General features: G+C 46.9%; 22 protein-coding genes, 1 pseudogene and 1 other annotated feature. Of the genes and pseudogenes, 20 read left to right on the top strand and 3 right to left on the bottom strand.

Annotated features, from left to right (window positions below):
* The first annotated feature begins 10 nt into the window (after window positions 1-10).
* From MH117_RS16055 to tyrS, 18 genes and pseudogenes are all read left to right on the top strand, one after another.
* Window positions 11-1,459, top strand: coding sequence for a class I adenylate-forming enzyme family protein (locus tag MH117_RS16055; protein WP_239330005.1), 1,449 nt, complete (start codon window positions 11-13; stop codon window positions 1,457-1,459).
* Complete coding sequence (locus MH117_RS16050; RefSeq protein WP_239330003.1) at window positions 1,443-1,688, top strand: hypothetical protein; 246 nt, start codon at window positions 1,443-1,445, stop codon at window positions 1,686-1,688. Before MH117_RS16055 ends, MH117_RS16050 begins: the two co-directional genes overlap by 17 nt.
* Window positions 1,685-2,533, top strand: coding sequence for a sugar phosphate isomerase/epimerase family protein (locus tag MH117_RS16045; protein ID WP_239330001.1), 849 nt, complete (start codon window positions 1,685-1,687; stop codon window positions 2,531-2,533). The genes MH117_RS16050 and MH117_RS16045 overlap by 4 nt, the downstream gene beginning before the upstream one ends.
* A complete protein-coding gene (gene fabZ / locus MH117_RS16040) occupies window positions 2,530-2,958 on the top strand; it encodes a 3-hydroxyacyl-ACP dehydratase FabZ (protein ID WP_239329999.1) in 429 nt (142 codons plus the stop codon). Before MH117_RS16045 ends, fabZ begins: the two co-directional genes overlap by 4 nt.
* The gene (locus MH117_RS16035; protein WP_239329997.1) at window positions 2,955-4,196 is read left to right on the top strand and encodes a glycosyltransferase; all 1,242 of its coding nucleotides are present in this window, start codon (window positions 2,955-2,957) and stop codon (window positions 4,194-4,196) included. Before fabZ ends, MH117_RS16035 begins: the two co-directional genes overlap by 4 nt.
* 14 nt (window positions 4,197-4,210) lie before the next feature.
* The gene (locus MH117_RS16030; protein WP_239329995.1) at window positions 4,211-5,161 is read left to right on the top strand and encodes a hypothetical protein; all 951 of its coding nucleotides are present in this window, start codon (window positions 4,211-4,213) and stop codon (window positions 5,159-5,161) included.
* Complete coding sequence (locus MH117_RS16025; protein WP_239329993.1) at window positions 5,139-6,101, top strand: hypothetical protein; 963 nt, start codon at window positions 5,139-5,141, stop codon at window positions 6,099-6,101. Before MH117_RS16030 ends, MH117_RS16025 begins: the two co-directional genes overlap by 23 nt.
* A complete protein-coding gene (locus MH117_RS16020) occupies window positions 6,102-7,055 on the top strand; it encodes a hypothetical protein (protein ID WP_239329990.1) in 954 nt (317 codons plus the stop codon).
* Window positions 7,056-7,083: 28 nt separating this feature from the next.
* Window positions 7,084-8,058 carry an ABC transporter ATP-binding protein gene (locus tag MH117_RS16015; protein WP_239329988.1) on the top strand — a complete coding sequence of 325 codons (975 nt, stop codon included), beginning with the start codon at window positions 7,084-7,086 and terminating at the stop codon, window positions 8,056-8,058.
* Entirely contained in the window at window positions 8,051-8,848 is a 798-nt protein-coding gene (locus MH117_RS16010; RefSeq protein ID WP_239329986.1) for an ABC transporter permease, read from the top strand. Before MH117_RS16015 ends, MH117_RS16010 begins: the two co-directional genes overlap by 8 nt.
* 5 nt (window positions 8,849-8,853) lie before the next feature.
* On the top strand, window positions 8,854-9,993 hold the full coding sequence (locus tag MH117_RS16005; protein ID WP_239329984.1) for a 2-deoxy-scyllo-inosose synthase: 1,140 nt from the start codon (window positions 8,854-8,856) through the stop codon (window positions 9,991-9,993).
* Window position 9,994: 1 nt separating this feature from the next.
* The gene (locus tag MH117_RS16000) at window positions 9,995-11,281 is read left to right on the top strand and encodes a DegT/DnrJ/EryC1/StrS family aminotransferase (protein WP_239329982.1); all 1,287 of its coding nucleotides are present in this window, start codon (window positions 9,995-9,997) and stop codon (window positions 11,279-11,281) included.
* Between the two features lie 267 nt (window positions 11,282-11,548).
* The gene (locus MH117_RS15995; RefSeq protein ID WP_239329980.1) at window positions 11,549-12,127 is read left to right on the top strand and encodes a response regulator transcription factor; all 579 of its coding nucleotides are present in this window, start codon (window positions 11,549-11,551) and stop codon (window positions 12,125-12,127) included.
* A gap of 212 nt (window positions 12,128-12,339) precedes the next feature.
* Window positions 12,340-12,873, top strand: a pseudogene (locus tag MH117_RS26555) (7TM diverse intracellular signaling domain-containing protein); the annotation flags it as partial.
* A 30-nt stretch (window positions 12,874-12,903) separates the two neighbouring features.
* A complete protein-coding gene (locus MH117_RS26715) occupies window positions 12,904-13,665 on the top strand; it encodes a sensor histidine kinase (RefSeq protein ID WP_343224465.1) in 762 nt (253 codons plus the stop codon).
* Between the two features lie 280 nt (window positions 13,666-13,945).
* Entirely contained in the window at window positions 13,946-14,971 is a 1,026-nt protein-coding gene (locus tag MH117_RS15985) for an ROK family transcriptional regulator (RefSeq protein ID WP_239329976.1), read from the top strand.
* Window positions 14,972-14,988: 17 nt separating this feature from the next.
* Window positions 14,989-16,182 carry an MFS transporter gene (locus tag MH117_RS15980; protein WP_239329973.1) on the top strand — a complete coding sequence of 398 codons (1,194 nt, stop codon included), beginning with the start codon at window positions 14,989-14,991 and terminating at the stop codon, window positions 16,180-16,182.
* Between the two features lie 126 nt (window positions 16,183-16,308).
* Window positions 16,309-16,530: a binding site (T-box leader), on the top strand.
* A gap of 127 nt (window positions 16,531-16,657) precedes the next feature.
* On the top strand, window positions 16,658-17,917 hold the full coding sequence (gene tyrS / locus MH117_RS15975) for a tyrosine--tRNA ligase (RefSeq protein WP_239329971.1): 1,260 nt from the start codon (window positions 16,658-16,660) through the stop codon (window positions 17,915-17,917).
* 180 nt (window positions 17,918-18,097) lie between these two features.
* Here the strand turns inward: tyrS and MH117_RS15970 are convergent, their stop codons facing one another.
* The 3 genes from MH117_RS15970 to MH117_RS15960 form a co-directional block, all read right to left on the bottom strand.
* Window positions 18,098-18,532 carry a hypothetical protein gene (locus MH117_RS15970; RefSeq protein WP_239329969.1) on the bottom strand — a complete coding sequence of 145 codons (435 nt, stop codon included), beginning with the start codon at window positions 18,530-18,532 and terminating at the stop codon, window positions 18,098-18,100.
* A gap of 109 nt (window positions 18,533-18,641) precedes the next feature.
* Window positions 18,642-19,511: a carbohydrate ABC transporter permease gene (locus MH117_RS15965; RefSeq protein ID WP_239329967.1), complete on the bottom strand. Its 870-nt coding sequence runs from the start codon at window positions 19,509-19,511 to the stop codon at window positions 18,642-18,644.
* Between the two features lie 21 nt (window positions 19,512-19,532).
* Complete coding sequence (locus tag MH117_RS15960) at window positions 19,533-20,402, bottom strand: ABC transporter permease (protein ID WP_239330685.1); 870 nt, start codon at window positions 20,400-20,402, stop codon at window positions 19,533-19,535.
* Between the two features lie 226 nt (window positions 20,403-20,628).
* On the opposite strand from MH117_RS15960, the gene MH117_RS15955 reads away from it, so the two are divergent.
* Window positions 20,629-22,413, top strand: a complete 1,785-nt coding sequence (locus MH117_RS15955; RefSeq protein ID WP_239329966.1) for a sensor histidine kinase — start codon at window positions 20,629-20,631, stop codon at window positions 22,411-22,413.
* Complete coding sequence (locus MH117_RS15950; protein ID WP_239329964.1) at window positions 22,410-24,044, top strand: response regulator; 1,635 nt, start codon at window positions 22,410-22,412, stop codon at window positions 24,042-24,044. The genes MH117_RS15955 and MH117_RS15950 overlap by 4 nt, the downstream gene beginning before the upstream one ends.
* The last annotated feature ends 98 nt before the right edge of the window (window positions 24,045-24,142 follow it).

Genomic DNA, 24,142 nt, shown 5'->3' with positions numbered 1-24,142 from the left:
GTGTAACGTAATGAAGCTCATGACGCGGCATGATGATCATTCGGCAGTTCAGATTGGAAGCTGGACACAAAGTTATGCGGAATTGCAAAGCGCAGTAAACGATAAAATGGAGCTGCTGCAATCATTAGACAGCAAGACTGGGAAAGTAGCTCTTGACCTCCCAGATTCAGGTACGTTCCTAGAATGGGCATTGGCTGCATGGGGCAGTGAGCTGTGTATCATGATTCTGGATCAGCGACTAACAGAAGCAGAGAAGCAGGCGCGTCTGCTGCAGTATCGGCCGGATATTATCATTTGTTCGGATGCAGGAGCGGGTATAGCACCTGCATTTCAATTGGATGTGCCTTTCCAAGTACGCCCTTGTTCCTACGAGGAAGAAGCACCTATCAGCAACACGGCACAGGAAGTAGAGCATAATCACGCTGCGCTTGTCCTTTTTTCTTCGGGATCAACAGGGATTCCAAAACTGATCAAACGAGACAGTGCCGCTTTGCTGGCAGAGTGGTCAAGCTACAGCGAGGAAGATGGATCACCGGATGAACATGCACGTGTACTTTGCCTCGTTCCTGTCAGCCATACGTTTGGGCTGGTGTCCGCAGTCGTCCATACGTTAAGACGCGGCGGAACGATCGTATTCCCGGAAATGATCAAGCCGCGAGCTATCGTAGATATCATAGCGGAGCAATCTATTACGCATATGTACGGCGTAGCCTTCCATTATCAGCTGCTCTTGACCGAATTGGAGCAGCGACGGCATGCGCTGCCTTGCAAGCTCCCGCTTATGTTGTGCTCAGGCGGGCCTCTTCCCGCACAACTGCTGCAGCAATATCAGGACAAGCTGCACGTTGGCATCGGACAGCAGTACGGCATGAGCGAAGTCGGCTACATTGCAGTGGATTTTCGCGCCTTACAGCCAGGCTCTGTTGGCAGCATTGCCTCACATCTGTCATGGATGATTGATGAGGAGCAGCAATTAGGCATTCAACTGCCTTGTTCGCCTTATGTAACACAGCAGGAGAATTGGATACCCCATGATAAAGCATCGTCTAGCGCCGCTCAACCTGCCGAAGGGATCTTGCTTACGCAGGATGTGGTGGAAATGAATGATTCATGTTGGCTTACCATTACGGGACGTGCCAATGATCTTGTTAGCATCGGCGGTTTAAAAGTAAAAATAACGGAAGTGGAGCATACGCTGCGGGGTCATCCGGATATCCACGATTGCTGCGTAGTAGCCCTTCCTCATCCGATTTATGGACATATACTGGAAGCTTTTATCGTATGGGGACCTGAACAATGGCAGTCTTTCGAACAGCTTACGCATTGGTTAAAGCAGCACTTGGCGGATTACAAAATCCCACGTAAATTCCGGGTTGTTGAACATATTCCTACCTCGGCGGCAGGCAAAATTTTAAAAGGACAATTGATGAAGGAGATAGCTTATGAACGTTCTGGATGAGATCAGGCAGATGGTAACGGAGTCCGATTTGTTTTCAAGTCTGGATCAGGAAATAGGAGCGCATGATCCGCTTCATTTTGATTCGATGTCCTTAATTTGGCTGATCACGAAGTTAGAAGAACGTTATGCGATTCAGATAGATTACCGCACAGAGGACCTAACTAATTTTGAAAGCATGCATTCGATTTCCACCTATATCGATCTTAGACTAAGAGGTGTTGAGACATGAAGTGGACGATGACAACCGTTTCTTTTCGTTACCATTTGCACTCGTTTGCCGAGCTGATGAAGTTTGGTGCAGATGCCGGCTTTCAAGGGATAGAGCTGTGGGAGCCTCATTGGACCCGGCACGCTGACGCCATCCTCGACTATCTTCAATCCAGCCAACAGGATGCGCTTCCTATACGTGTATTAAGCGGATATCAGGACTTGACCGATCTGGCACAGCCTACGCATCAATGGCAGCAGCAGCTCAGACATAAATTAGAGGTATGCCAGCAATTAAATATTCCAGTGCTTCGGCTGTTTACAGGTCAAATGTCAAGTGCGGAGGCAAACGATAGTGTCTGGCAAGCGTGGCTCGATCGCTTGGATACGCTTGAGCATATGGCTGCCGAGAGGAAAGTACAGGTCGTGTTTGAAACGCATCCCGGTACGCTCCTGGATCAGCCGGATGCCGTAGACCGCTTCGTTAAGGCGATCACAACGAGAAGCTGGAAGCAGATCGGTCTTAACTTTGATGTATACCATGTCTGGGAGTTCGGAGTTGATCCGCTCGACTATATCCAGCGTTGGTTCCCTGTCATTAAGCATATTCATCTAAAAAATGCGAGCAAGCGGACAGCACAGTTCGTATTTGCCAACGTGTACCATCCAGCGGGTGACTATTCGGACCTGACCGAGCTCTATCAAGGCCAAATTGACATACTGCCAATCATGCAGTACGCCTCCGACAGCGGATATAACGGGGCAGTTACGTTAGAGTGGTTTGGCCTGCCTTCCCGTGAGCAATATCAGCGTGAGCTGGCTTATCTAGAACAAGTTCAAGTACCCGCCAAACAGGTGCTCTTATGACGGATGTGATATCTGTTCTTCCTCATCGCAGCCCTTTCCTGTTCGTTGATCGGGTCGTAGAATGTGTTCCGGGGGTTATGGCCAGAGGCTATAAACAGATCACCAGAAATGAATGGTTCTTCGCAGGACACTTTCCCGAGGAACCGATTATGCCGGGAGTTCTTATGACGGAGGCGATTGCACAACTATCAGCCTTTGCTGCTTCACCGTATGAGGGGGGACCGCGACGCGGTATGATTGCGTCTGTCGGCTATACCAAATATGCAGGCATAGTGAGGCCAGGAGACCGCTTGGATCTCTACTTCGAGATTGTGACACAGAAAGGCGCATTTACGAAAGGAAAAGGTACAGCTTCTGTCGAGGGGAAGGTTATGGTTTCGGTAGAGGACCTGATCATCTACACCGAGAAGGGGGAGAGTCCATGAAAGTGCTGCTCGTGACCAGCAACTGGACGGAGACGTTGGGGCACGTGGTGCGTGGTATTGCTATCGCCGAACAACTCATTAAACAAGGCCATCAGGCTGCCTTTCTATGCCCGAAGTCTTATCGGGATCTGCTTCCGCAGCAAGCGGAATGGTATGAGTCGGCACCTAAGCCGAGCTTCACCAACAAAATTTATTTTGGCCTGCATACGTACGAAGATATTTTATTCGCCTCAGGCCACACAGAACCGCAACAGATTATCTGTACCGTTGAACGAGAACGTGAAGTGATACAGGAATATGTACCGGATATTATCCTTAACGACGAGCAGTTCACCATTGGAATATCGGCTAGTCTGGAACATGTACCTGTCGCTTCAATTGTGACCTGGCCGCTGCATCCCAACTTTTGTTCACCGCAGGAGCCTGACATCCCGCTTCGGGCCATGATGCTGCGTCGTCTGCGCGGCAGTTGGAATCAAGTGCTGGACAAGTACGACTTGCAGCCAGTTCTGCATTTGAGCGAGCTGTTATTTAATCGAAGCTCACTGCTCATGGCACCAACAAGTCCGACTCTGGAACCAGAGCTTGCCTATCAGGACCCACACGTACAATATGTTGGGCATCTAGCCCCTCAAGGCAAATTTGCCGAGGTTCCCTCTTGGATGAACGCACTGGATCATCCCGAGCCTGAACAAGCAACTGTATTTATTTACTTGTCCTCCCTTCCGTTTGGCATGAATACGATTGACAGCTTTGAGCTGTTAGCCGACAGCTATCGGGGGACCGACATGCAAGCCGTTTTTGGCATCGGCAAGTTTAATGATGCTGCAGAACAGCAACTGCGACGATTGGAAGGACCTAATATACGCTTTGAGCGATTTGTGCCAGGTGAAGCCATGATGGGAAGATCCCAGCTGGCGATATTTCCGGGCACACACAGTATGATGGTTTCGGCAGCGAAGCATGGGGTGCCTTGTCTATTGTTTCCTGACTTCTTTGAAAGAGCTTATAACGCCAGTTGTCTGGAACGAGTGGGCCTTGGCTTCATCTGTGAAGCGGATGGCTTCACGAGTGAACAGATCCGTGACCTTTCGCAGCAGCTAATATCCTGCCGTGATGAGCATACGCTTGCACTGCAAGTGCAAGTGGAATTAAAAGCGCTCGGGGGTGCAAGCAAGGCTGTCGCACATATGGATACGTTTCTTCAGGAACAGCAAGTGAGCAGCCATTTCGGATAAAAGGAGCGCAAGACATGAAACTGGTTACGACCTATAACTGTGTCATTGCTACGATTTACAATTACTTATCACACGTACAGAAACTTGAATTTGAACTGGAAGCCCTTATTTTTAGCCCTCCTTTTTTTAAACTGGTTAATTCCTATGACGGCTTTTTGACATCAGCGCCATTTGAGGAAGTCGTAACTCCTTTTTTGCAGCAGGCGGATTGCCATATGGTGTTTCCAAATGTAAGCAGCCCGCAGGCAGCTATGATGTATGCACACGAACACCTACGCACAAAGGGCATTATGCCGGTAGCTATTAATCTGCGCTACGATGTGCTCGAACCGCTGCCATTCGACAATGATGCGTGGCACATTCATATCATAGTTGGTCGAGAAGGAACAGATAGGTTTAAGATGTACGACCAGTTCGAGGACAAATATTATGTAGTGGACGAACAACACCTGATGAAAGCTATTGATACGCCATTTAACTACAGGAATACAGGCCAATTTACTCCATTTATGCAGATGGATGTGACCGACAGGGAAGCCACACAGCGTAAGCTCTCGGCCAGCGGTACTGGATTATCCAGTTTGCGGCACGCTGTCGAACATTATCCGCTGCACATCAATTTGCATATGGGAAGCGTGTTTCTAGACGGTATCTCCCGATATGCGGTGGAGAGACCAAAGGATTCCGACATCTATAAGCTGATGAATTATCCGCACATTATTTGTAAAAGCCGTCATTTTGTTGCCGAGTATATGAAGCGCTGTATGGGTGGTGTCAAGCTGACTGGGTTGGAACAGCTGCAGAGCGGCTGGGAAAGGTTTCGCAGGCTGCTCGGCATGGCCTTACATCGGCAGGAACGTGAGGCATTCATTCGCTTAGCACAAGAATACGAGCAATTAATATACCTCGAACTACATTGTCTGCAGGAGGTTATGAGCCAATATGAAGCTGGTATCGACGTATAATTGCATACTCGCAAGCGTGTATAACTACATCACCCAAGCGTATCCGCTAACGTTTCAACTGGAGACGCTGCTGTTTAATCCCGAATTCCTAAAGCTTCAGCATTTGTATACGAAGCTGCTGCTGTCTCATCCCTATGATGTGTCCAAACAATTCGTGATGGAGATAGGGGGGACGATTGAATTTCCAGATGTACGTGATCTAGAAGGTGCAGTAGCGTATGCTGATGAGCATTTACAGCATACAGGGGTGCTGCCGATTGCGATTAACTTGAAGTATTCTGTGCTCGATCCAGCCCCATTTGATAATGATTTCTGGAATTTTCAAATGGTAGTGGAACGGATCGACGAACAGCATTTTGTAATGTTTGATATGTTCCATGGGACAAAATACACCGTAAATATGCATCATTTTTCCAATATGATCGATACGCCATTTAACTATCGCAATGAAGGGGAATTCACGCCCTTTATGGTCATTCACATTCCTAACGTTGAGCATACTCGGCACTTGCTCCAGCAAGCGAACATAACAGACCGCCTGCTGGGTGCTTTGCAGGCTTACTCACCCAAGCACAATCTGGATGAGGGCTGCGCCTTTATCGAATATATTCGTAACGCTTTTTTGAAGGAGGAAGTAACAGATCTTCATGATGAGGTGTATCGAATCATGGGGTTCCAAATCATTATTTCCAAGAGCAGAGAGCAACTGCTGAACAGCGCAGCAGCTATCGGAATTCCAATCACAAAGGAAGATCGTGAACTGGTGAAATGGTGGGAGACATTCAGGCTCCAGCTTGCAATGACTATCAACAGGCGCGAGGCAGAAGGATACGAGCATCTGCTATGGATGTATCGGGATCTGAATCGTCATGAGACGCTTGTTGTGAAGCGATTGGAGCAGCAGGTTCTGCTTATGCAAGCAAAGGGGGCTGCACAGTGAATGACATTCACACATGCTTATAATTGTGTGTCCGCAGCCGTGTATAACATGCTAGTCGTTAACTATAACTTTCGGTTTCCTTTCGAATTGATGAGTATGTCGTCCTCCTTTTTTGAGTTGTTTGTCGATAAGGGAAGGTTAAGCTGCGGTTCTCCCATTCATCGTGCTAACGATTTTCTGGTGCAATTTGGCACACGCATATATTACCCGGATATGTTGGACGTGAACGGAGCAATTGCCTACGCGCAGCACTATTTAGACCGACGGGGCGTCCTGCCGCTATCTATTAATTTGAAATATGATGCGGCATCACCCAAGACGTTTGATGATGATCACTGGCATTTTCATCTATTAGTGCGTAAGACGGAACAAGATAAATTTATCATCTTTAATTTATTTAACGGCGATTATTATGAAGTCTGTTCAGCGCACTTGGCCAAGTTGATTGATACGTCATTTAATTACCGATATGCGCAGCAATTTACGCCATTTATGCAGTTGGAACTGGAAAACTATGAGCAGGCACAGGCCGTTCTTGGGCGTGACAATGACAGAGTTGACATGCTCCGGCACGTGCTGAAGCATTATCCGCTTGAATCGAATCTGGATGAGGGCAGTGATTATTTACAAGCGTTGTCTGCGTATATCCGTTCTGGTGAACGTCATCTCCATTATGAGCATCAAGTGCTGGATTATCAGCGCATCGTGACACGCAGCAGAGAACTGGTGCGGAATTATCTTCGCTCCTGCCATGATGGGGAGGCAGGTAATACTGCATTTCAGGCTGTTGTGCAGGGATGGGATGCCTTCCGCAATAAATTGGCAATGGCTTTAATGCGGAGAAGCAGTGCGGATATGGCGGCATTGCAGGGGCACTACGAACATTTGATTCATTTGGAATACAACACGTTAAGCCGTGTCATTACCCTAGTTGAGGCTGCAAAAATGAGATAAGCATTTATACACGAAGGGAGCGCTTCTATTGCCAGTCATTCAAGTGGACAACTTGTTTAAAAAATACGACAAAGCACCGTTTCCGGCGGTTCGCAATCTGTCTTTTCAGGTGGAGCAAGGGGAAATATTCGGTCTGCTCGGCCCAAACGGCGCAGGAAAAAGCACAACCTTTAAGATGTTGACCACGCTGCTCGAACCGACAGAAGGTTCCATATTTATTTTAAATCGGGATACGATGACATCCCAGAAGGCGATTCGAGAACATATCGGTTATGTTTCTCAGATTGGTGGACACGATCATCAATTGACGGCTTACGAGAATTTGCGCTGGATCAGCAAGCTGTATCACATCCCACGTAAACAGATGAACGACAGAATTATGGAAGTACTGGACTATGTACACCTTTTGGAAGTAAAAGACAACTTGCTTATGACCTTCTCGGGAGGGATGAGGCGTAGATTCGAAATAGCGACAGCCTTGCTGCATCATCCGAAAATATTGTTCCTGGATGAGCCTTCTGCAGGATTGGACGTAGAGCATCGTTATCAATTATGGCATGTACTGGAGCGGCTCAAAAGGGAGCAGAACATGACAGTATTTCTAACCACGCATTACCTGGAGGAAGCCGATCGGCTCTGCGACCGTGTCATGATTATTCAGGAAGGCCAATGTGTATGTCTTGGTGAACCTGAACAGCTCAAGCAAGAGGTAGGCGGCGATCAGGTCTATATTACAGTGGCGGAACACTCGTCTGATATTACAGAAGAACAACTGCGCAGTCAGTTGCTAGAGGAGCATGAGCAGTTGGTCGTAAAGCGAATCCAGATAAATGAGGCCTGTACGGAGCTGCGTTTCTGGGTTGATCAGGGCCATCGTCAGGTTACCCCGATTCTTGATTTGTTAAGCCACTATGACGTACAGATCACGTCGGTACGTGTCACGCAACCAACGCTGGATGACGTTATGATGCAATATACACAAAGGAGTATTCAATATGCTTAATTGGAAATGGCTGTGGTTTGATTTTAGCGGCATCTTTTGGCGGAGCCATGCTCAATTGGTCAAGCTGCCGATCTACCTGCTGACAAGTATCGCAACCCCCTTAATCTGGCTGCTGCTGTTTAGTCAAATTTTTCAACCTGTCATTCATACTGGGCAGTTTAGTGAATTTGGGGACAATTATCTGCTGTTCTTTGCACCAGGCGTTGTCGTTATGACGACTTTGTTTGGCGCGGGATGGTCAGGCATGGGAGTGCTGGCCGATATCTCGACAGGCGTCATCGAGAAAATTATTTCTACACCGTCTAACCGTTCTGCCGTTATTCTGGGCAAGCTGTCACATCAAGCCATGGTAATCATTATGCAAGCCGTTATTGTCATGGTGATTGCGATTCTGATGGGGGCGCAAGGAAGCTTAAATATTGGTACAGCGCTGGGTATTGCGGGATTCGGCTATTTAATGTCGATTGGCATTGCGGCTATATCATATGGTGTTGCACTGCTAGTTCGCCATACGGACAGTATGATGGTCATCGTTAATTTATCGCTGATGCCGATGCAATTTTTATCCAGTACGATGATGCCGATGAGTTCGCTGCCGAAATGGATTCAAGTGGTCTCTTATTTTAATCCGGTCGACTGGTATGTCGTTGTTGTACGTACGTTATGGTTGAAAGGATGGGAATGGGACATTTTGCTCCGACCAGGCTTATGTATCTTCGGCTTGTCGATTGCAGGTATGATCTTCTGCTCGTACGTCTTTAACCGGGCACTAAGCGGAGACTGGAGGTAGTTGGCATGACACATAAAGTTAGAACGATCCAGTTTGGTTCGTATAAATATGACTTTTGGTATGGGAAGCATGTGATCTCGCAGTTGTCTTCATGGTTTACGAACCAAGAATCGATTCCAGGCTGCTTTATTCTTATTGCGGATACAGGCATTCCGCCGCGTATATTGGAAGAAACCAGCGCCGAACTGGAGCGAGCTGGAATAGTTCATGTGCTGCGATTCCAGCCTGGCGAGGAGCATAAGAACTTGGCGACCGTCGCACAGTTGTGCGAGCAAGTCATTGGCCTTGGTGCAGATCGGCGCGCAGTTATTGTGGCGGTGGGCGGTGGTGTAACCGGGAATATCGCCGGCATGGTGGCGGGGATGTTATTTCGCGGCTTGCCGCTGATACATGTGCCAACAACGTTAATGGCCGCATCTGATTCGGTGTTGTCATTAAAACAGGCCGTAAATTTGTCCAGCGGCAAAAATTTAGTCGGTTTTTACTACGCTCCTCGTATCGTATGTGCAGAACTCAGCTATATCTCAAACTTGCCCGTTCGGGAAATACGAGCGGGTCTGTGCGAAGCCGTTAAAAATTTATTAACGATTGCGCCAGAGGAGATCGACCGGTTTAAGGAGATCTTTCGGCCAGATCATCAATATCATTCGGGTGAGCTGGGGGACATTATCGACTTTTGTATTCGGGCCAAAAGTACCGTGATGCGCGAAGATCCCTTCGAGAAGAAAACCGGCCTTATTCTGGAGTATGGCCATACGATCGGGCACGCGCTGGAACTGGCTTCGAAGGGGCAATACAACCATGGCGAAAGTGTCGCCTTTGGTATGCTGTGCGCAGCGCGAATTGCGGAGAAGCTCGGACTTCTAAGCCGAGAAGCGGTTAATCTGCATCACGAGCTGCTGAATCAGATCGGCGCATGGATTCAGCCCCGTCAGGAACTGCTTCCTGCTGTTGAGCACATCTTGCATTCTGACAACAAGCGGGGATACCGTCAGAGTCGGCCAGGCCATACAGGTATGGTGCTGTTGCAAGGATTAGGTGAGCCAGCAATGCAGCATGATTCCTACATTACCTTAGTACCCAACGATCTCATTCATGAGGTCATGCAGGAACAAATTCAATCCAAGCAAAGTGTGGTGAGCTGACATGGCAGCACCTATTCGAACCAAAAGCTGGCCTTGTTGGCCAATGGCAGATGAAGATACTCGTCAGGAGCTGCTAGATGTGCTTGACAGCGGCAGATGGGCGATCAGCGGCGCCTATATGGGCAGGGAGACCAAGGAGCAGCAGTTTGCCGCTGCCTTTGCGCAATATAATCGTATTGAGCACTGTTTGACGCTGGATCACGGTACTTCTGCTCTAATTGCTGCCTTGGAGGCATTGGAGATTGGTTATGGGGATGAAGTGATCGTACCCGGATTGACTTGGATTGCGCCAGCCGTTGCCGTCTTATCGGTGAATGCAATTCCGATTATGGTAGACATTGAAGCAGACACATTCTGTATGAGCCCTGAAGGTGTGCGTCTAGCCATTACGCCGCGCACAAAAGCCATTCTCCCCATCCATATGTATGGCAGCATGGTAGACATGGACGCAATTATGCAGATTGCCGCAGAATACAATCTATATGTAATTGAAGACTGCGCCCACAGTCATGGGTCCGTCTGGCGCGGCCAACGGGCAGGCACGATTGGCCATATCGGCGCCTTCTCGATGCAGCAGGGAAAGGTGCTTACCTGCGGCGAAGGCGGCGCGGCTATTACGAAGGACGAGAGGCTGTTAGCCAAGATGGAGGCGTCCGCCTGGAACGCACGGACCAAATTGCCAGATGCGGAGCTGAGGCTGGGGGCAATGCAGTTAAGTGAGACTGGCGGTCGCTTTGGCACAAATCGCTGCTTGTCGGAGTTTCAAGCAGCGATTCTGCTGGCTCAGCTTCGTAAGCTGGATGACCACCATGATGTTCGTGCAAGCAATGTGCGTTATCTCAATGAACATTTGCGTGAGATTCCAGGTGTGCTCACGATGCGCACACAGCCACAAGTCGATCGACAATCCTATTATGGATTTGTTGTAAGAATCCAGCCAGACGTATTCGGCAGCACGGCCAGCCAGACGATTCTCAGCTTGCAGCAAATGCTTGGCTTAGGCGCTTACTATTTGCATGAGCCTTATATTCCGCTGCATCGTAATCCGCTGTATACGCCGCATTCCAGGCGTCACAAGCTGGAGGAGTCTTATACGCAGGCACTGCGCACAGAGCGATTTACGCTTCCGCAATGTGATGCTGCTTACGATTGCGGTATCGTATTTCATCATTCCGTGCTGCTTGGAGATTTAGAGGATATGCAGCATATTGTAGAGGCTTTTCGTATGCTGTTCCGATATGGGAATGAAGGCCTACTAACCGACAAGCGTATTCATAGTTTACAATAGATTCATATGAACATAAGCTGTAATATTACATAATTGCAGCAGGAGGGGATGGTATGGCATGGACAGGATCAGTTTTGTATTTGCTTATTGTGTACGGCCAGTCCATCCCTTCATATGAACATGAAGCGTAAGGAACTGACATGTAGTGAAATACACTCTCGAAAGGATGTGAAGTATAATCGGTTATCCGATGCGTTGTGGCATAACGAATAAGTGGAAAAGGTAGTGAGAAAAGCAATTTTCTTATCATAAGGAGGTCGTTTTTCTATGAATAAAATTAAAGTGTTGTTGGTAGAAGACGATCCGTTCTGGATAAAGCATATCGTTCATGATCTGAATCAGGAAGCGGACATCGTGGTAGCCTATACAGCAGATACGAAGGAACAAGCAGTTGACGCAGCACTTCATGCTGATATCGATGTGGTTCTGATGGATGTGGAACTGAACCCGAATCAACGTGACGGCCTTTATGCCACACAGGAAATTACGAGCCGGACGGACTGCAAGGTCATTATGATGACCTCTTATCATGAGCGCAATATCATTTTGGACGCGTTTGATATGGGTGCTGTTAATTACGTGACCAAGGAGCATTATTCAGATATCGTGGATGCGATTCGCGCTGCGCATGCTGGCCATTCGTCGATACATGGCTGCTGTGCAGATGTACTGTTGATTGAATGGAGATTACGATTTTTGTCGCGGTCGGAGCGAGAAGTCTATGATTTGAAAGAGCAAGGATTCAAAAGCCATCAGATCGCCTCCATGCTCCATAAGTCGTTGGATACGGTGAAAAGCCAGATCAAAAGTATCGGCAGAAAAAGAACAAAGACATTGAGTGATTAGAAATTGGTCAAAATCGCCGCAAAACGAGCAGTTCTGTTGACAGTTATCTTTCTTTTCCTTCTGCCGATTCTATTATTACGGGGTGCTCCCCCTTATGAGAACTTTCATTGGATGAGCGCTGATCATTCTGTAATTACCGCGCAGGCCCTGCTTCGGCAAGATCTGAGCAAGTTTGGCTTGGCTGTCATTTACGTAAGCCTGGCTGTTTTTTTTTATTTGTATTTAAGCAAACGAGAAAGCAATATGTGTATTTATATTTTATGTTATTGTTATGTGCGCTTGCTAATTACATGATCGCAATGACAGGTATTAAATGGTCGTTAAGCAGTATTTTTATCGTATGGTTCAGCTTGAAACCGTTTCCGATTCTACTCAATATGATGGGGATACCCGTCGTCTTTTTTTTATTCGTGGATCAAATGTTCGACCGCTCGGTGCTGCGGTATAAAGGATGGCTCTGGCGGGTGTACGCGGTCTGTGGCACAGTGCTGCTGTTCCTGTATGTTCTTGGTCTCATTGGACTGCCTATTGTCATATTTATATTTGTCATAATGGTGCTGGGAGGTCTTAGTTATGTTTTAAGCTGCAGCTTGGTTGAATATGCACGCTTGACAAAGGATGGGAAATGGTTTGTTGCAGGGCTCTTTATTATGTTCATAGGAAGCATGCATGATACGTTGGTTCTTGTACAAATTATCCGACAGGGAGTACTGATATCTCATTGGGGAACTGCTGGACTGATCTTTAGCGTGCTTGTCATTTTTGGTCGGCAGTGGATGGAAAGAGGGGTGAAGGAGGTAAACCTGAAGGGCTGTATGACCATAGGCCCAAAGGAAGCTTCTGCCGCTTTATCGGTTACGTCCATCGTTAATCATTCTATCAAGAACGAGATGAACAAAATTCAATACTTGGCTGATCAATTGAAGAAAGCGCTAGGCGGTCTCCCATATGATACGGCATCACAGTCCGTTGACGAGCTGTATCGGATCACAAATCATGTACAAGAAATGGTGAATAAAATACGTCAATTCAGTTCCGACCTCATATTGCATGAGGAAGCCGTTGAGATGGATATGCTGGTTGACGAAGCGTTATTGTTAATCCAGCCTTATGCGGAGCAGCATCGTGTAAGTATGGTAAAGTGCTCGGATTTACAGCAGCAAAAGCTGATCGTCCATTGTGATTCTATTTACGTGAAAGATTGTATGGTCAACCTATGCTTTAACGCAATTGAAGCTATGAAACCTGATATGGGGCTGCTCCAAGTCCGTATTGCTACGTATAAGAAGGGAGCACTGATCGAATTTCGTGATAATGGAACAGGCATCTTGCCAGCAGATCTTGCACGTATTCAAGAACCCTTCTATACAACAAAAAAGAAGTCTACTCATTTTGGGCTTGGCCTTAGTTACTGTCAGCAGGTGATGACGAAACATGATGGGCAATTAAAGGTGGAAAGTCAATTTGGCGTAGGGACGAGTGTAGCCCTTTATTTTCCCAAGTCTCGTACACGACGGGTTGACTTGAAGGATAAGTGATCTAAATAATAAAAGTAATAACGCTAATATTTTATAGACGTAGGAGCGGATAGGAGGATAAATGGCTTAGGAAATGTTCAAATGTACAGATAAACATTATAATTGGGAGTCGACTTGAATGGATAAGAGCTGCTAAGTATAAAGCGGCTTTTATTTTTTGTCTGATGATGGCGGCCTAGGGGAGTCGAAGTTGAGATTGACAGGTATGTGTAGACGTGGTAACTTTAGTTCTAAACTTATTAAAATACTTTTAAAAAGTGTTTTATCATTGAGGTGTAGGATGAAACCAATTAGCGGAAACGCACTTGTGATCAAAGAGATTAATATGAATCTCGTTCGTCAAATGTTAAAAGCCAAGGGAACCGCCACCAAGCAAGAAATTGCGTTGGCAACCGGTTTAAGCGTCGTGACGGTTAATACCGTACTGCAGTCCCTTGTCAAGCAAGGAGAAGTAATGAAGTCGGGCCTCTCCTCTTCCTCGGGCGGAAGGCCTGCTATGCTGTTTGCCTACCATTCGGACTATGCATTGGCTCTCATCTTGTATCCCCTTGAAAGGGACGGATGCATCCAAATACATGGCACGGTGGTTAATTTGTCTGGTGATCCTGTCTACGAGACAGATGTGGACGTCGATCAACTGGATGTGGCGCAATTAGAATCTATAATTGATCGTCTACTTGCTGCCTATCCTTCTATTCAGGCGATTGGCCTTGGTTTGCCAGGTGCAGAGTACGAGGGGAAGATGATTGTGTCTGATTATCAATCCTTACTTGGCGTCTCGCTCGCTGAACATTTGCGCGTCCGTTATAATCGACCCATTATCATTGAAAATGACGTGAATGCAGCAGTTATAGGCTTTAGCAATCGAATGCGCGTAACCCCGGAACAGACGGTAGTTTATTTCTATTTTCCACAGCGGTATCCACCGGGGGCGGGTATTTTTATGAATGGCAGGCTGTATAAGGGGAAAGGCAATTTTGCTGGCGAAGTCGCGAATATACCGCTTGGCATCCCATGGGGAGACTGGACACTGGCAAATACTTTTGACACATGGTGCAGTGCAATTGCGAAGCTTACGGTTGCGGTATCCAGTGTCCTTAATCCGGACCTAGTGGTACTGTGTGGGCACAGAATTGAACAGGTGCATGTCAAGGCAGTTATAGAACAATGCAGTACACAGCTTCCTCAAAGTGCGGTGCCTCATATGTTCCTCTCAGAGGATTTTGCAGCCGACTATCTTAGCGGCATGATTGTGCAGACGCTAGATACATTGGAATCTGGTCTTGTGCTGCAACAGAAACGATAAAGGCGGTTAATTTCATCATGGCAACTCTATTCTTAGTTATTATTTATTTGGCTTTTATTAGCTTAGGCTTACCAGATTCATTGTTAGGAGCGGCGTGGCCGGTCATGCGAATGGATTACGGAGCACCCATCGAGACGGCTGGCATGCTCTATATGATTATAGCTGGCGGAACGATCGTATCCAGCTTGGCAAGTGGAACTGTACTTAAACGTTTTGGGACAGGGAAAGTAACCTTTGTAAGTTGTGTGCTGACAGCAGGGGCATTATTCGGGTTCTCGATTGCGCCTTCGCTGATCTGGCTATTTCTATGCGCGATCCCTCTTGGCTTGGGAGCAGGGGCAGTGGATGCAGGATTAAATAATTATGTAGCGACACATTATAAGGCGCATCATATGAGCTGGTTGCACTGCTTCTGGGGCGTTGGAGCTACCATTGGCCCGATGATTATGTCTTTTTATATTTCAAGAGGGCAATCGTGGAGAGACGGTTATACGACTATTTTTATCATTCAGCTCGCACTGGTCGTGCTGTTGTTTTGTACACTGCCGCTCTGGAAACGTGTATCACCTGAAAGTCGTGATGAAAGAACCGATGACGGGGGAGACACAGCTCCTGAGGGAGCTAACGAGCAAAAGGCACGTACAAACCCGTTAAAGATCAAGGGGGTAAAGTTAACGCTCACATCCTTCCTGCTCTATTGCGGCGTTGAATCCACTGTTGGCTTGTGGGGAGGCAGCTTTCTAGTCAACACCAAACAGCTCACAGCCGCCACAGCCGCACAATGGGTATCTTTGTATTATGCGGGTATCACAGTTGGCAGACTGATAACCGGATTTGTTACCTTTAAAGTCAGCAATCGTGTGCTAATCCGTGCGGGACAAATGATTGCACTGGCCGGAACCGTTCTTCTCGTATTACCGCTGCCGACTTCATTTTCCCTGGTTGGTTTCATTATGATTGGCCTCGGATGTGCACCTATTTACCCTTGCCTGCTCCATGAGACACCGACCCGATTCGGCAAAGAGCAGTCCACAGGTATCATGGGTTATCAAATGGCCGTTGCGTATACCGGCAGCACTTTTTTACCGCCGCTGCTCGGTTGGGTCATTGGTTATTCGACAACAGGAGTTCTTCCTTATTTTGTGATAACTTACATTGTGCTTATGTTTATTGGATCTGAGCAGGTCAATCGACTGATGAAAGCGTATTGATCTGTGTGCATGAGGTGTTGAGGCTGCATTTCGATTAGGAAGAAGTTTAGGCATTATCAATGTGCTCCAATCCATCTCGATTGACAAAAAAATTTTAATTCAATATACTGTCTGTAATCTAATAAACGATGTACGTTGAAGGAGATTAGTAGCAGCTTTGTCCCTGTTGCCAGAAAGCTGGGGGTTGATGGAACCTAGCACACACAAGCCTGCGAATTACACTCTGGAGTATCTTGGGTAATGCTAAGCGGAATGGCAATCGATATTTTGCCGAGAGTGGCATGAATGGCGTCAGAAGCGTCGTTGGTGCAATCTGGGTGGTAACACGGTTAATCAATCGTCCCTATGTCTACAATAGACAAGGGACGTTTTTTTGTGTTTATACCGGTTCCTATCAGGTCTATGGAACGACACGAATGACATGAATGACATGAATCAATGCAATGATATCTATTTATTTAAGGAGTGGAAAGTCATGAACATTATTGAGGAATTAGAATGGCGCGGAGCGATTAACCAGCAAACAGACGCGGAAGGATTGCGCGAATTAGTTCAGGAGAAGCAGATCTCCTTGTACTGCGGTGTAGATCCAACGGGTGATAGCATGCATATTGGACATTTAATCCCATTTATGATGATGAAACGCTTCCAGTTGGCAGGACATTGTCCGGTAATCTTGATTGGCGGAGCGACGGGAACGATTGGTGACCCAAGCGGACGTCAGACTGAACGCCAACTGCAGACGATGGAACAAGTGCAGGCGAATGTAGACGCGTTAACAGCACAGATGAAGAAACTGTTTGATATCGACGGCAGCAATCAATTAAAAATGGTCAACAACTACGACTGGACACATCAGCTTAACGTAATTGATTTCTTGCGCGACTACGGCAAAAACTTCAGCGTGAATACGATGTTGGCAAAAGATATCGTCGCGAGCCGTTTGGATAGTGGTATCTCCTTTACGGAGTTCTCTTACCAGATCTTGCAGTCGATGGACTTCCATCATCTTTACAAGCATGAGGATGTTCAACTGCAGATTGGTGGCTCTGACCAATGGGGGAACATCACCAGCGGCCTGGACTTGATTCGTAGAAAAGAAGGATCAGAGGCTAAAGTATTTGGTTTAACGATTCCATTGATGCTTAAAGCAGATGGTACGAAGTTCGGCAAGACTGCCGGTGGAGCGGTGTGGCTCGACGCCAACAAAACAACACCGTTTGAATTCTACCAATTCTGGGCGAATACAGATGATCGAGACGTCATCAAATATTTGAAGTTCTTTACGTTCCTCGATAAGACAGCGATTGACCAATTAGAAGAAAAAGTGCAGACAGAGCCTCATAAGCGTGAAGCACAGAAAGTGTTAGCAGAAGAAATGACGAAGTTTGTCCACGGGGAAGCACTGTTGATCCAAGCGAAGAAAATTACGGAAGCATTGTTTAGCGGGGATATCAAATCATTGACAGCAGATGAGATTGAGCAGGGCTTTAAAGATATGCCGACGTTCCATGCTTCCAAAGAAACGATGAACATTGTGGATTGGCTGGTGGAGTTAGGAATCGAACCGTCCAAACGCCAGGCACGTGAAGATATTACGAAAGGCGCCATCTCCATGAATGGAGAGCGGGTTCAGGATGTTGGCATGGATGTGAGTGAGGATCTTGCCTTTGATGGACGATTTATTATTATTCGCAAAGGGAAGAAAAATTACAGCTTGGTCCGATTAAGCTAGCTTATTACACGCCGAACGCACCTATTATAACGTAAAGGGACAGCTGTAAAGCCGATTTGGCTCTGCGGCTGTCCCTTTTCTTATAAGTACTGACGGTTGCTGTTCATGCCCAGCTGTGAACCACGGCAATGAGGCTCCCACAAGTTTAAAGAACTAGGGGAGCCTTGGTTGACGCTGTGACTAGTCTGAGTATGCTCTAGCAGCAAAGCTCTCAGGGCCGATACGTTTTAACTTGGAGGACTTTGTATTCGTCGTGGAAACAAATGCTTGATAAATGAGAAAACCAGGGTTAGGGGGCAAGTAATCCACGCCGCTAGCTGAAGCAACGCTTCTTATGGCACACTTATGGTCATCCTCTGCCACGCCGCTGTGCTGGGTCTGAAATACCAGCACGGCATCAGCACCTTCACCGCGATAAATACTAATGAGAACACTGCTGTTTTTAACATAACTGAACTCTAACGTGTAGTCGAATTCAATTCTTAGAGTAGGGCCTGTATTCGAAGTATCCAGACCAAGGGTCCCAAACAATTGGGGGGTCTTCGTAATTGGAATGTCGAGTTCTCCAAGAACACTGGAGTTCAAGGAAACTTCCTCGTCCACTAATCTAGCCATTCAACATACCTCCTTCTTATGCTCCTAATACTGTATGGAGGTTTATATATTTAAGCTTGGATACAAGTCACGAGTCTTAAAAAATTAGGAACCCAATTTAAAGCATAATCTACTCCTTCACCGCACCTAATACGATCCCATGAACAAAATATTTTTGCAAAAATGGATATATGGCCAAGATCGGAATAAGGCTAATAAAGATTTGTGCCGACTTTACGGTCCGTTGGGACAGCTTTTTAACCGTTTCCGGGTCCATGTTAGTAAAGTCGGTTTGCACCACAATCGTTTGCAGCAGCGTGGCAAGGGGCAGCTTCTCTACTTCGCGCATGTAAATCAGGCCGTCAAAATAGGAATTCCAATGACCGACGATAATAAACAACGTAATGGTCGCAATAGAGGGCATCGATATAGGCAAATACACACGCAGGAAGGTCTGAAAGTGATTGGCCCCGTCAATGACAGCAGCTTCTTCGAGTTCTCTTGGAATGTTGCGAAAAAAGTTCAGCATAAGAATAATATTGTAGACACCAACTAGACCCGGTAAGATTAACGCCCACAAGGTGTTGATCAAGCCAAGCTTCGTAATGAGAATGTATCCCGGAATAATTCCACCACTAAACAGCATCGTAAATATGAAATACCACATATAGGCATTGCGTCCTCCTAGTACCTTCTCCTTGGAGAGGGCATAGGCGGCACAAGTGGTGACCGTCATGCTCAGAATCGTGCCCAGAACGGTTCGTTGGACGGAGATCCACATGGAGTTTAAGAAGTTTGGGTTGTCAAATGTCTTCTGATACGCCTCAATCGTAAAGTCTTTTGGCCAAAAGGTAATCAATCCCGCATTCGCCGGGGCAGGTCCGCTAAAGGACACCGCCATAAGGTGAATAAGCGGTAATATGCACAGGACGGATAACGTAATGAGAAAGATATAATTACATGCTGAGAAGACTCGATAGCCGGTTGTCTTATGATACATAATGGTGATCTCCTCCCTTTATTAAAATATTCGATAGTTCGCGAATCGATAGGCGAGCAGGTACGAGATGACAATCAGGACAAGACTGATTAATGATTTTAATAGGCCGACTGCTGTCGCAAAGCTATACTGGCCGCTTAGTAAGCCCTCACGATACACAAACGTATCGATAATATCCGCCTTGTCGTACACGAGCGAATTATACATATTAAAGATCTGGTCGAAATTGGCGTTCAGCACGCCGCCGAGCGCCAAGGTGCCAACTACGATCAAGATTGGCATCAACGCCGGAATCGTAATGTGAATTGTCTGCTGCCAACGGTTGGCGCCGTCCACCTCCGCCGCTTCATACAGGGATGGATTGACGCCTGCCAAAGCGGCCAAAAATACGATCGTGCTAAAGCCGAATTCCTTCCACACATCGCTGACGATGACTACCCCCCGGAACCAATTGCCCTCTCCAAGGAAGAAGATCGGCTTTATGCCAAGCAGCCAGGTCAAAAACTGATTTACGATCCCGGTCTGTGAAAGCATATCCGTGAGTATGCCAGCCAGAACAACCCAGGATAGAAAATGAGGCAAGTAGACTAACGTCTGGATAGATCGTTTGATGATCGATTTTCGAACCTCATTCAACAGCAGCGCAAATACAAAAGGAACGATCAGGTTCAACACAATTTTAATAACGGCAAAAAATAATGTGTTGCCTACGATCTGGAGGAAATAATCATTTTGCAGCATATACCGAAAATGCTCCAGCCCCACCCATTCAGAGCCAAAAAGGCCGCGCTTGGGCTTGTAGTGTTGGAACGCCATCAAGATGCCTGACATCGGGAGATAAGCAAATATAAAGGTGAAAATGACCGCCGGAAGCACCATAAGATGCAGCATCCAGGTATGTTTCCGGAGCGGACTGACGAAGGGTTTGATTCGCTTGATATTGGCAGGCCCGGAAGGCTGTGAGCTCGGAACGGTCTGGTTCATAGAAATTGCCCCCTTTTCGAATGAATGCGGTTTCAGATATACTTCATCTTACTAGTCAGCATAGAGAGTGCCTATATGGCTTTGTTAGGCAGGTAGGGATTCATTAGGCACTTGCGCGGAAAAGAGGGGACAGATGAAATTTCGTGGTAACCTGTTCAAGAAGCTGAACTTGGGGCTGGCACTTGTCTTCTTCATTATTGTAGTTGTCTACGGAATCGCTCACCAGCGTACAACGGCGATATTACAAGACGAGATACGTCGCTCCAGCTTGCAGAAGCTGATGCTGCTGACAGAGGAATTGGACAGCAAGGTACGTCAAATGACAGACTTTCAGTTAACATTGTTGACCGATTCTACTGTGAAGCGATTTGCATCTATATCAATGGAAGCTTTAAATTATGACCGGATTGAGAATCGAAGGTCCATCCAAGACAAGCTTGCATACAAAGAGAACACATTTGCCCAGTGGAAAAGCTCTTACGGGATATACTCTGTGCTGAATCAAGAAATGATTGCACTTGATAGTAAAATATTTCAGGAAAGCTTATTCCATCATGAATTAACTGCCCGGTGGGTATTGCGACGGAATGAGCCCTCCGCAGACCGACGTTTCTACCGCTTCACGTTGGATGGTATTATCCGCGAGCGAGCAGCCAGCCTGCATGCGACAACCATTGTAGGCGCCTCCTTCCCGGAATCTAACATACGCGAGACGTTGGATCGGGCGATGGAACACAATCGTGGTAATACGATTTTGTATCACAGTCGGGATGAGTGGATTGAAGGAAGTCGTGAAGGCAGCTCCATTAACGAACTTATCGTTAACAATCTCCAGGGAAGGGAATTAGAGCATACTTTTCAGTATGTATTCAAAGCTAACGGACAGCAGTATTTGGTCACTGGAGTTGAATCTGACAGTCTTAATTGGTATATGGTCGACAGCACGCTGCTTGATGATGCAATGAAGCCGTTATCTGTGGTAAATGGTCTGTTTTACGGGGTGCTTGTTGTGCTGTTTCTGTTAACCCTCTCGATGTCTTATACTGTGTATCGTCATGTGCTTGCCCCGCTGAAGACACTGATGCGTGGGCTTAAAAGCATTCAATCCGGACAATACGCCGTTCAGATTCAGACAGATCGCAACGACGAGTTTAACTTTGTGTTTGATCGGTTTAATGAAATGAGCAGAGACATGAGAGAATTGATAGAGAACATTTTGATGGAGCAGTTGAGGGCGAAGGATGCTTATTTAAAGCAGCTTCAAGCTCAGATCAATCCTCATTTTTTATACAACTGCCTTGGCTTTATTATTAATATGATTGAGATGAAGCAGGATCAAGCTGCCATTACGATGGCACACAACTTAAGCGATTATTATCGTTACATGACACGTACAGATATTACGGAAGTGATGCTGAAAGATGAAGTGGCCGTAGTCAGCAGCTATTTAGACATTCAGCGAATGCGCTTCTCGCGTTTACAGGTTGAGATCGATATCGCTGAATCGCTGCACAGCTTGATTGTACCGCGGCTGATCATACAGCCTGTCGTGGAAAATGCAATCGTACACGGCATTAGCAGCTTAATCCGGCCAGCACGTATCCTTATCCGCGGAGGGCGGTCCGGCCAACTAGTGTGGATTGAGGTTGAAGACAACGGCAAGGGCTTATCGCATGAGCAGCTTGCAGCCCTGCTGCACGCAGTCACAGCCGCTGACAATCCGCAGATAGGCTATGGACTGTGGAATGTAAGACAGCGACTTTTGTACCGTTATGCGGAAGGGGCCGACATAACGATCAGACAAGCCGAACTGCAAGGACTTATCGTTCGTCTGGAATGGATGGTCCTAGACCAGAACGAACAATATAGGCATCCGCATAACCGAGGCAGCGCGGAAGAAGGAGAGAGTGAACGATGAGAAACTTACTGATCGTAGACGATGAAGCTCATTGGGTGGACAATCTAGCTGATCACAAGCCTTGGAATGAACTCCAGATTGATGTGGTACATAAAGCGTATTCCCCGTTCGAAGCGTTGGAGCTTATGGATACTTATCCGATCGATCTCGTCATTACGGATATATCAATGCCTGAACTGTCCGGGCTGGAATTAATAGAAGAGATCAAGAAGCGTAAGCCTAACACCGTGTGTTTGCTCTTGTCCGGCTATTCAGAGTTCGAATATGCGAAGCAGGCGATGCGCTTGGAGGCATTTGATTATTTGCTTAAGCCAGTAAAGGACGAGGAATTATTTCGTGTGGTCAATAAGGCTGTTCAGCAGTTGGAGCGGAGGGATGCGGACAAAGGTGTGTATCAGAAACTTCAGCACAGCCTGCAAGAGAACTTGCCGCTTATACGAAGCCATTTGCTGCGGGAATGGCTTGTCGGTAAAGGAAACACGAGCCGTTGGAAGGATCAAGCAGACCGCTACCAAATTCCCTTTGTTGAGCAGAGAGAAGTGTGGATGATGCTGATTCGGCTTGAAAATGAATATCAGACAGCGTCGCAAAATACGACAACGGATCGCAGTTGGGCGGAATTTGCGGTGCTTAATATAGCAGATGAATGGTTGTCACCGGATTTTGAAGTATGGGGCTGCCGCGAAGAGCATGGTTATATTGTGCTGCTGCTCCAGCCGAGTGACAGCGTGCTAGTGTCTGCTGAGGTCACCCGACTTCTGGAACACATGATGCTTGGACTGCAGCAGAAGCTGAAGTCGATCGCCAAGGAACCAGTATCGCTGCTGCTGACTAGAGCGCATACGTTCCCAGCTGGAGTAAGGCCTGCTTATGAGCAAGCGCTTATCGATTTCAGGCGACAGGTGGGCGAACGACAGGAGCTAATTCTGCTCGAATCCGCCGCTTTGCATCCTGCGGCTAAGTCCATGCGCGCGCTCCATACTGCGCCGACGCTGCTGCAATTGCTGGAAATGTCCCAATGGGAACTGGCAGAGCAGCGTTTAAGCCAAATATTTGCGGAGTTATCCGAGCAGTGGCAGCAATCCTATGAACATGTACTTATTGCCGGAATGGAAATTAGCACGGCCTATATGCAGCTTATTCATCGCAACGGCCAATACTTGACAGACTTGAGTCCTGAGCTAATGGCCTCCTTTAGCAGCGGAGCACCTTTCCGTTCAATCCAGGCGCTGGAGCGATGGTCATATGACATGTTACGGCTCATTCAGCAGGTACAGAAAGAAGAGGTACACAGCAGCCGACAGAGTACGATTCGCAAAGTACACCTGTTTATTGAGCGTAATCTACATAAGGACGCTTCCCTGCGGGCTATTGCAGATGAAGTTCATATGCACCCCACTCATTTATCGAAAATATATAAGCTGGAAACGGGCCAAAGTCTAAGTGAATATATGATGAATGTTCGTATGGACAAGGCCAGCAGGCTGCTTATGGAGACAACAAAGCGCATCTATGAAATTTGCGAAGAGATCGGCTATTCAGACCCTGCTTACTTCATTAAAGTGTATAAAAAATATTATGGCATGACACCACAAGAATATCGAGAGCGGCATCAGCATAGCTGCGAATAACACTAACAAACTCTTATCAAACACAACAAACCCTTATGGAAACGCCTACATTCGGTTGATAAGATGAACCTATCTACAACACAAGGGGGAGATATACA

Source organism: Paenibacillus sp. ACRRX (assembly GCF_022346885.1).
GTDB lineage: Bacteria > Bacillota > Bacilli > Paenibacillales > Paenibacillaceae > Paenibacillus_B.
This window is presented reverse-complemented; position numbering and strand designations above follow the sequence as displayed.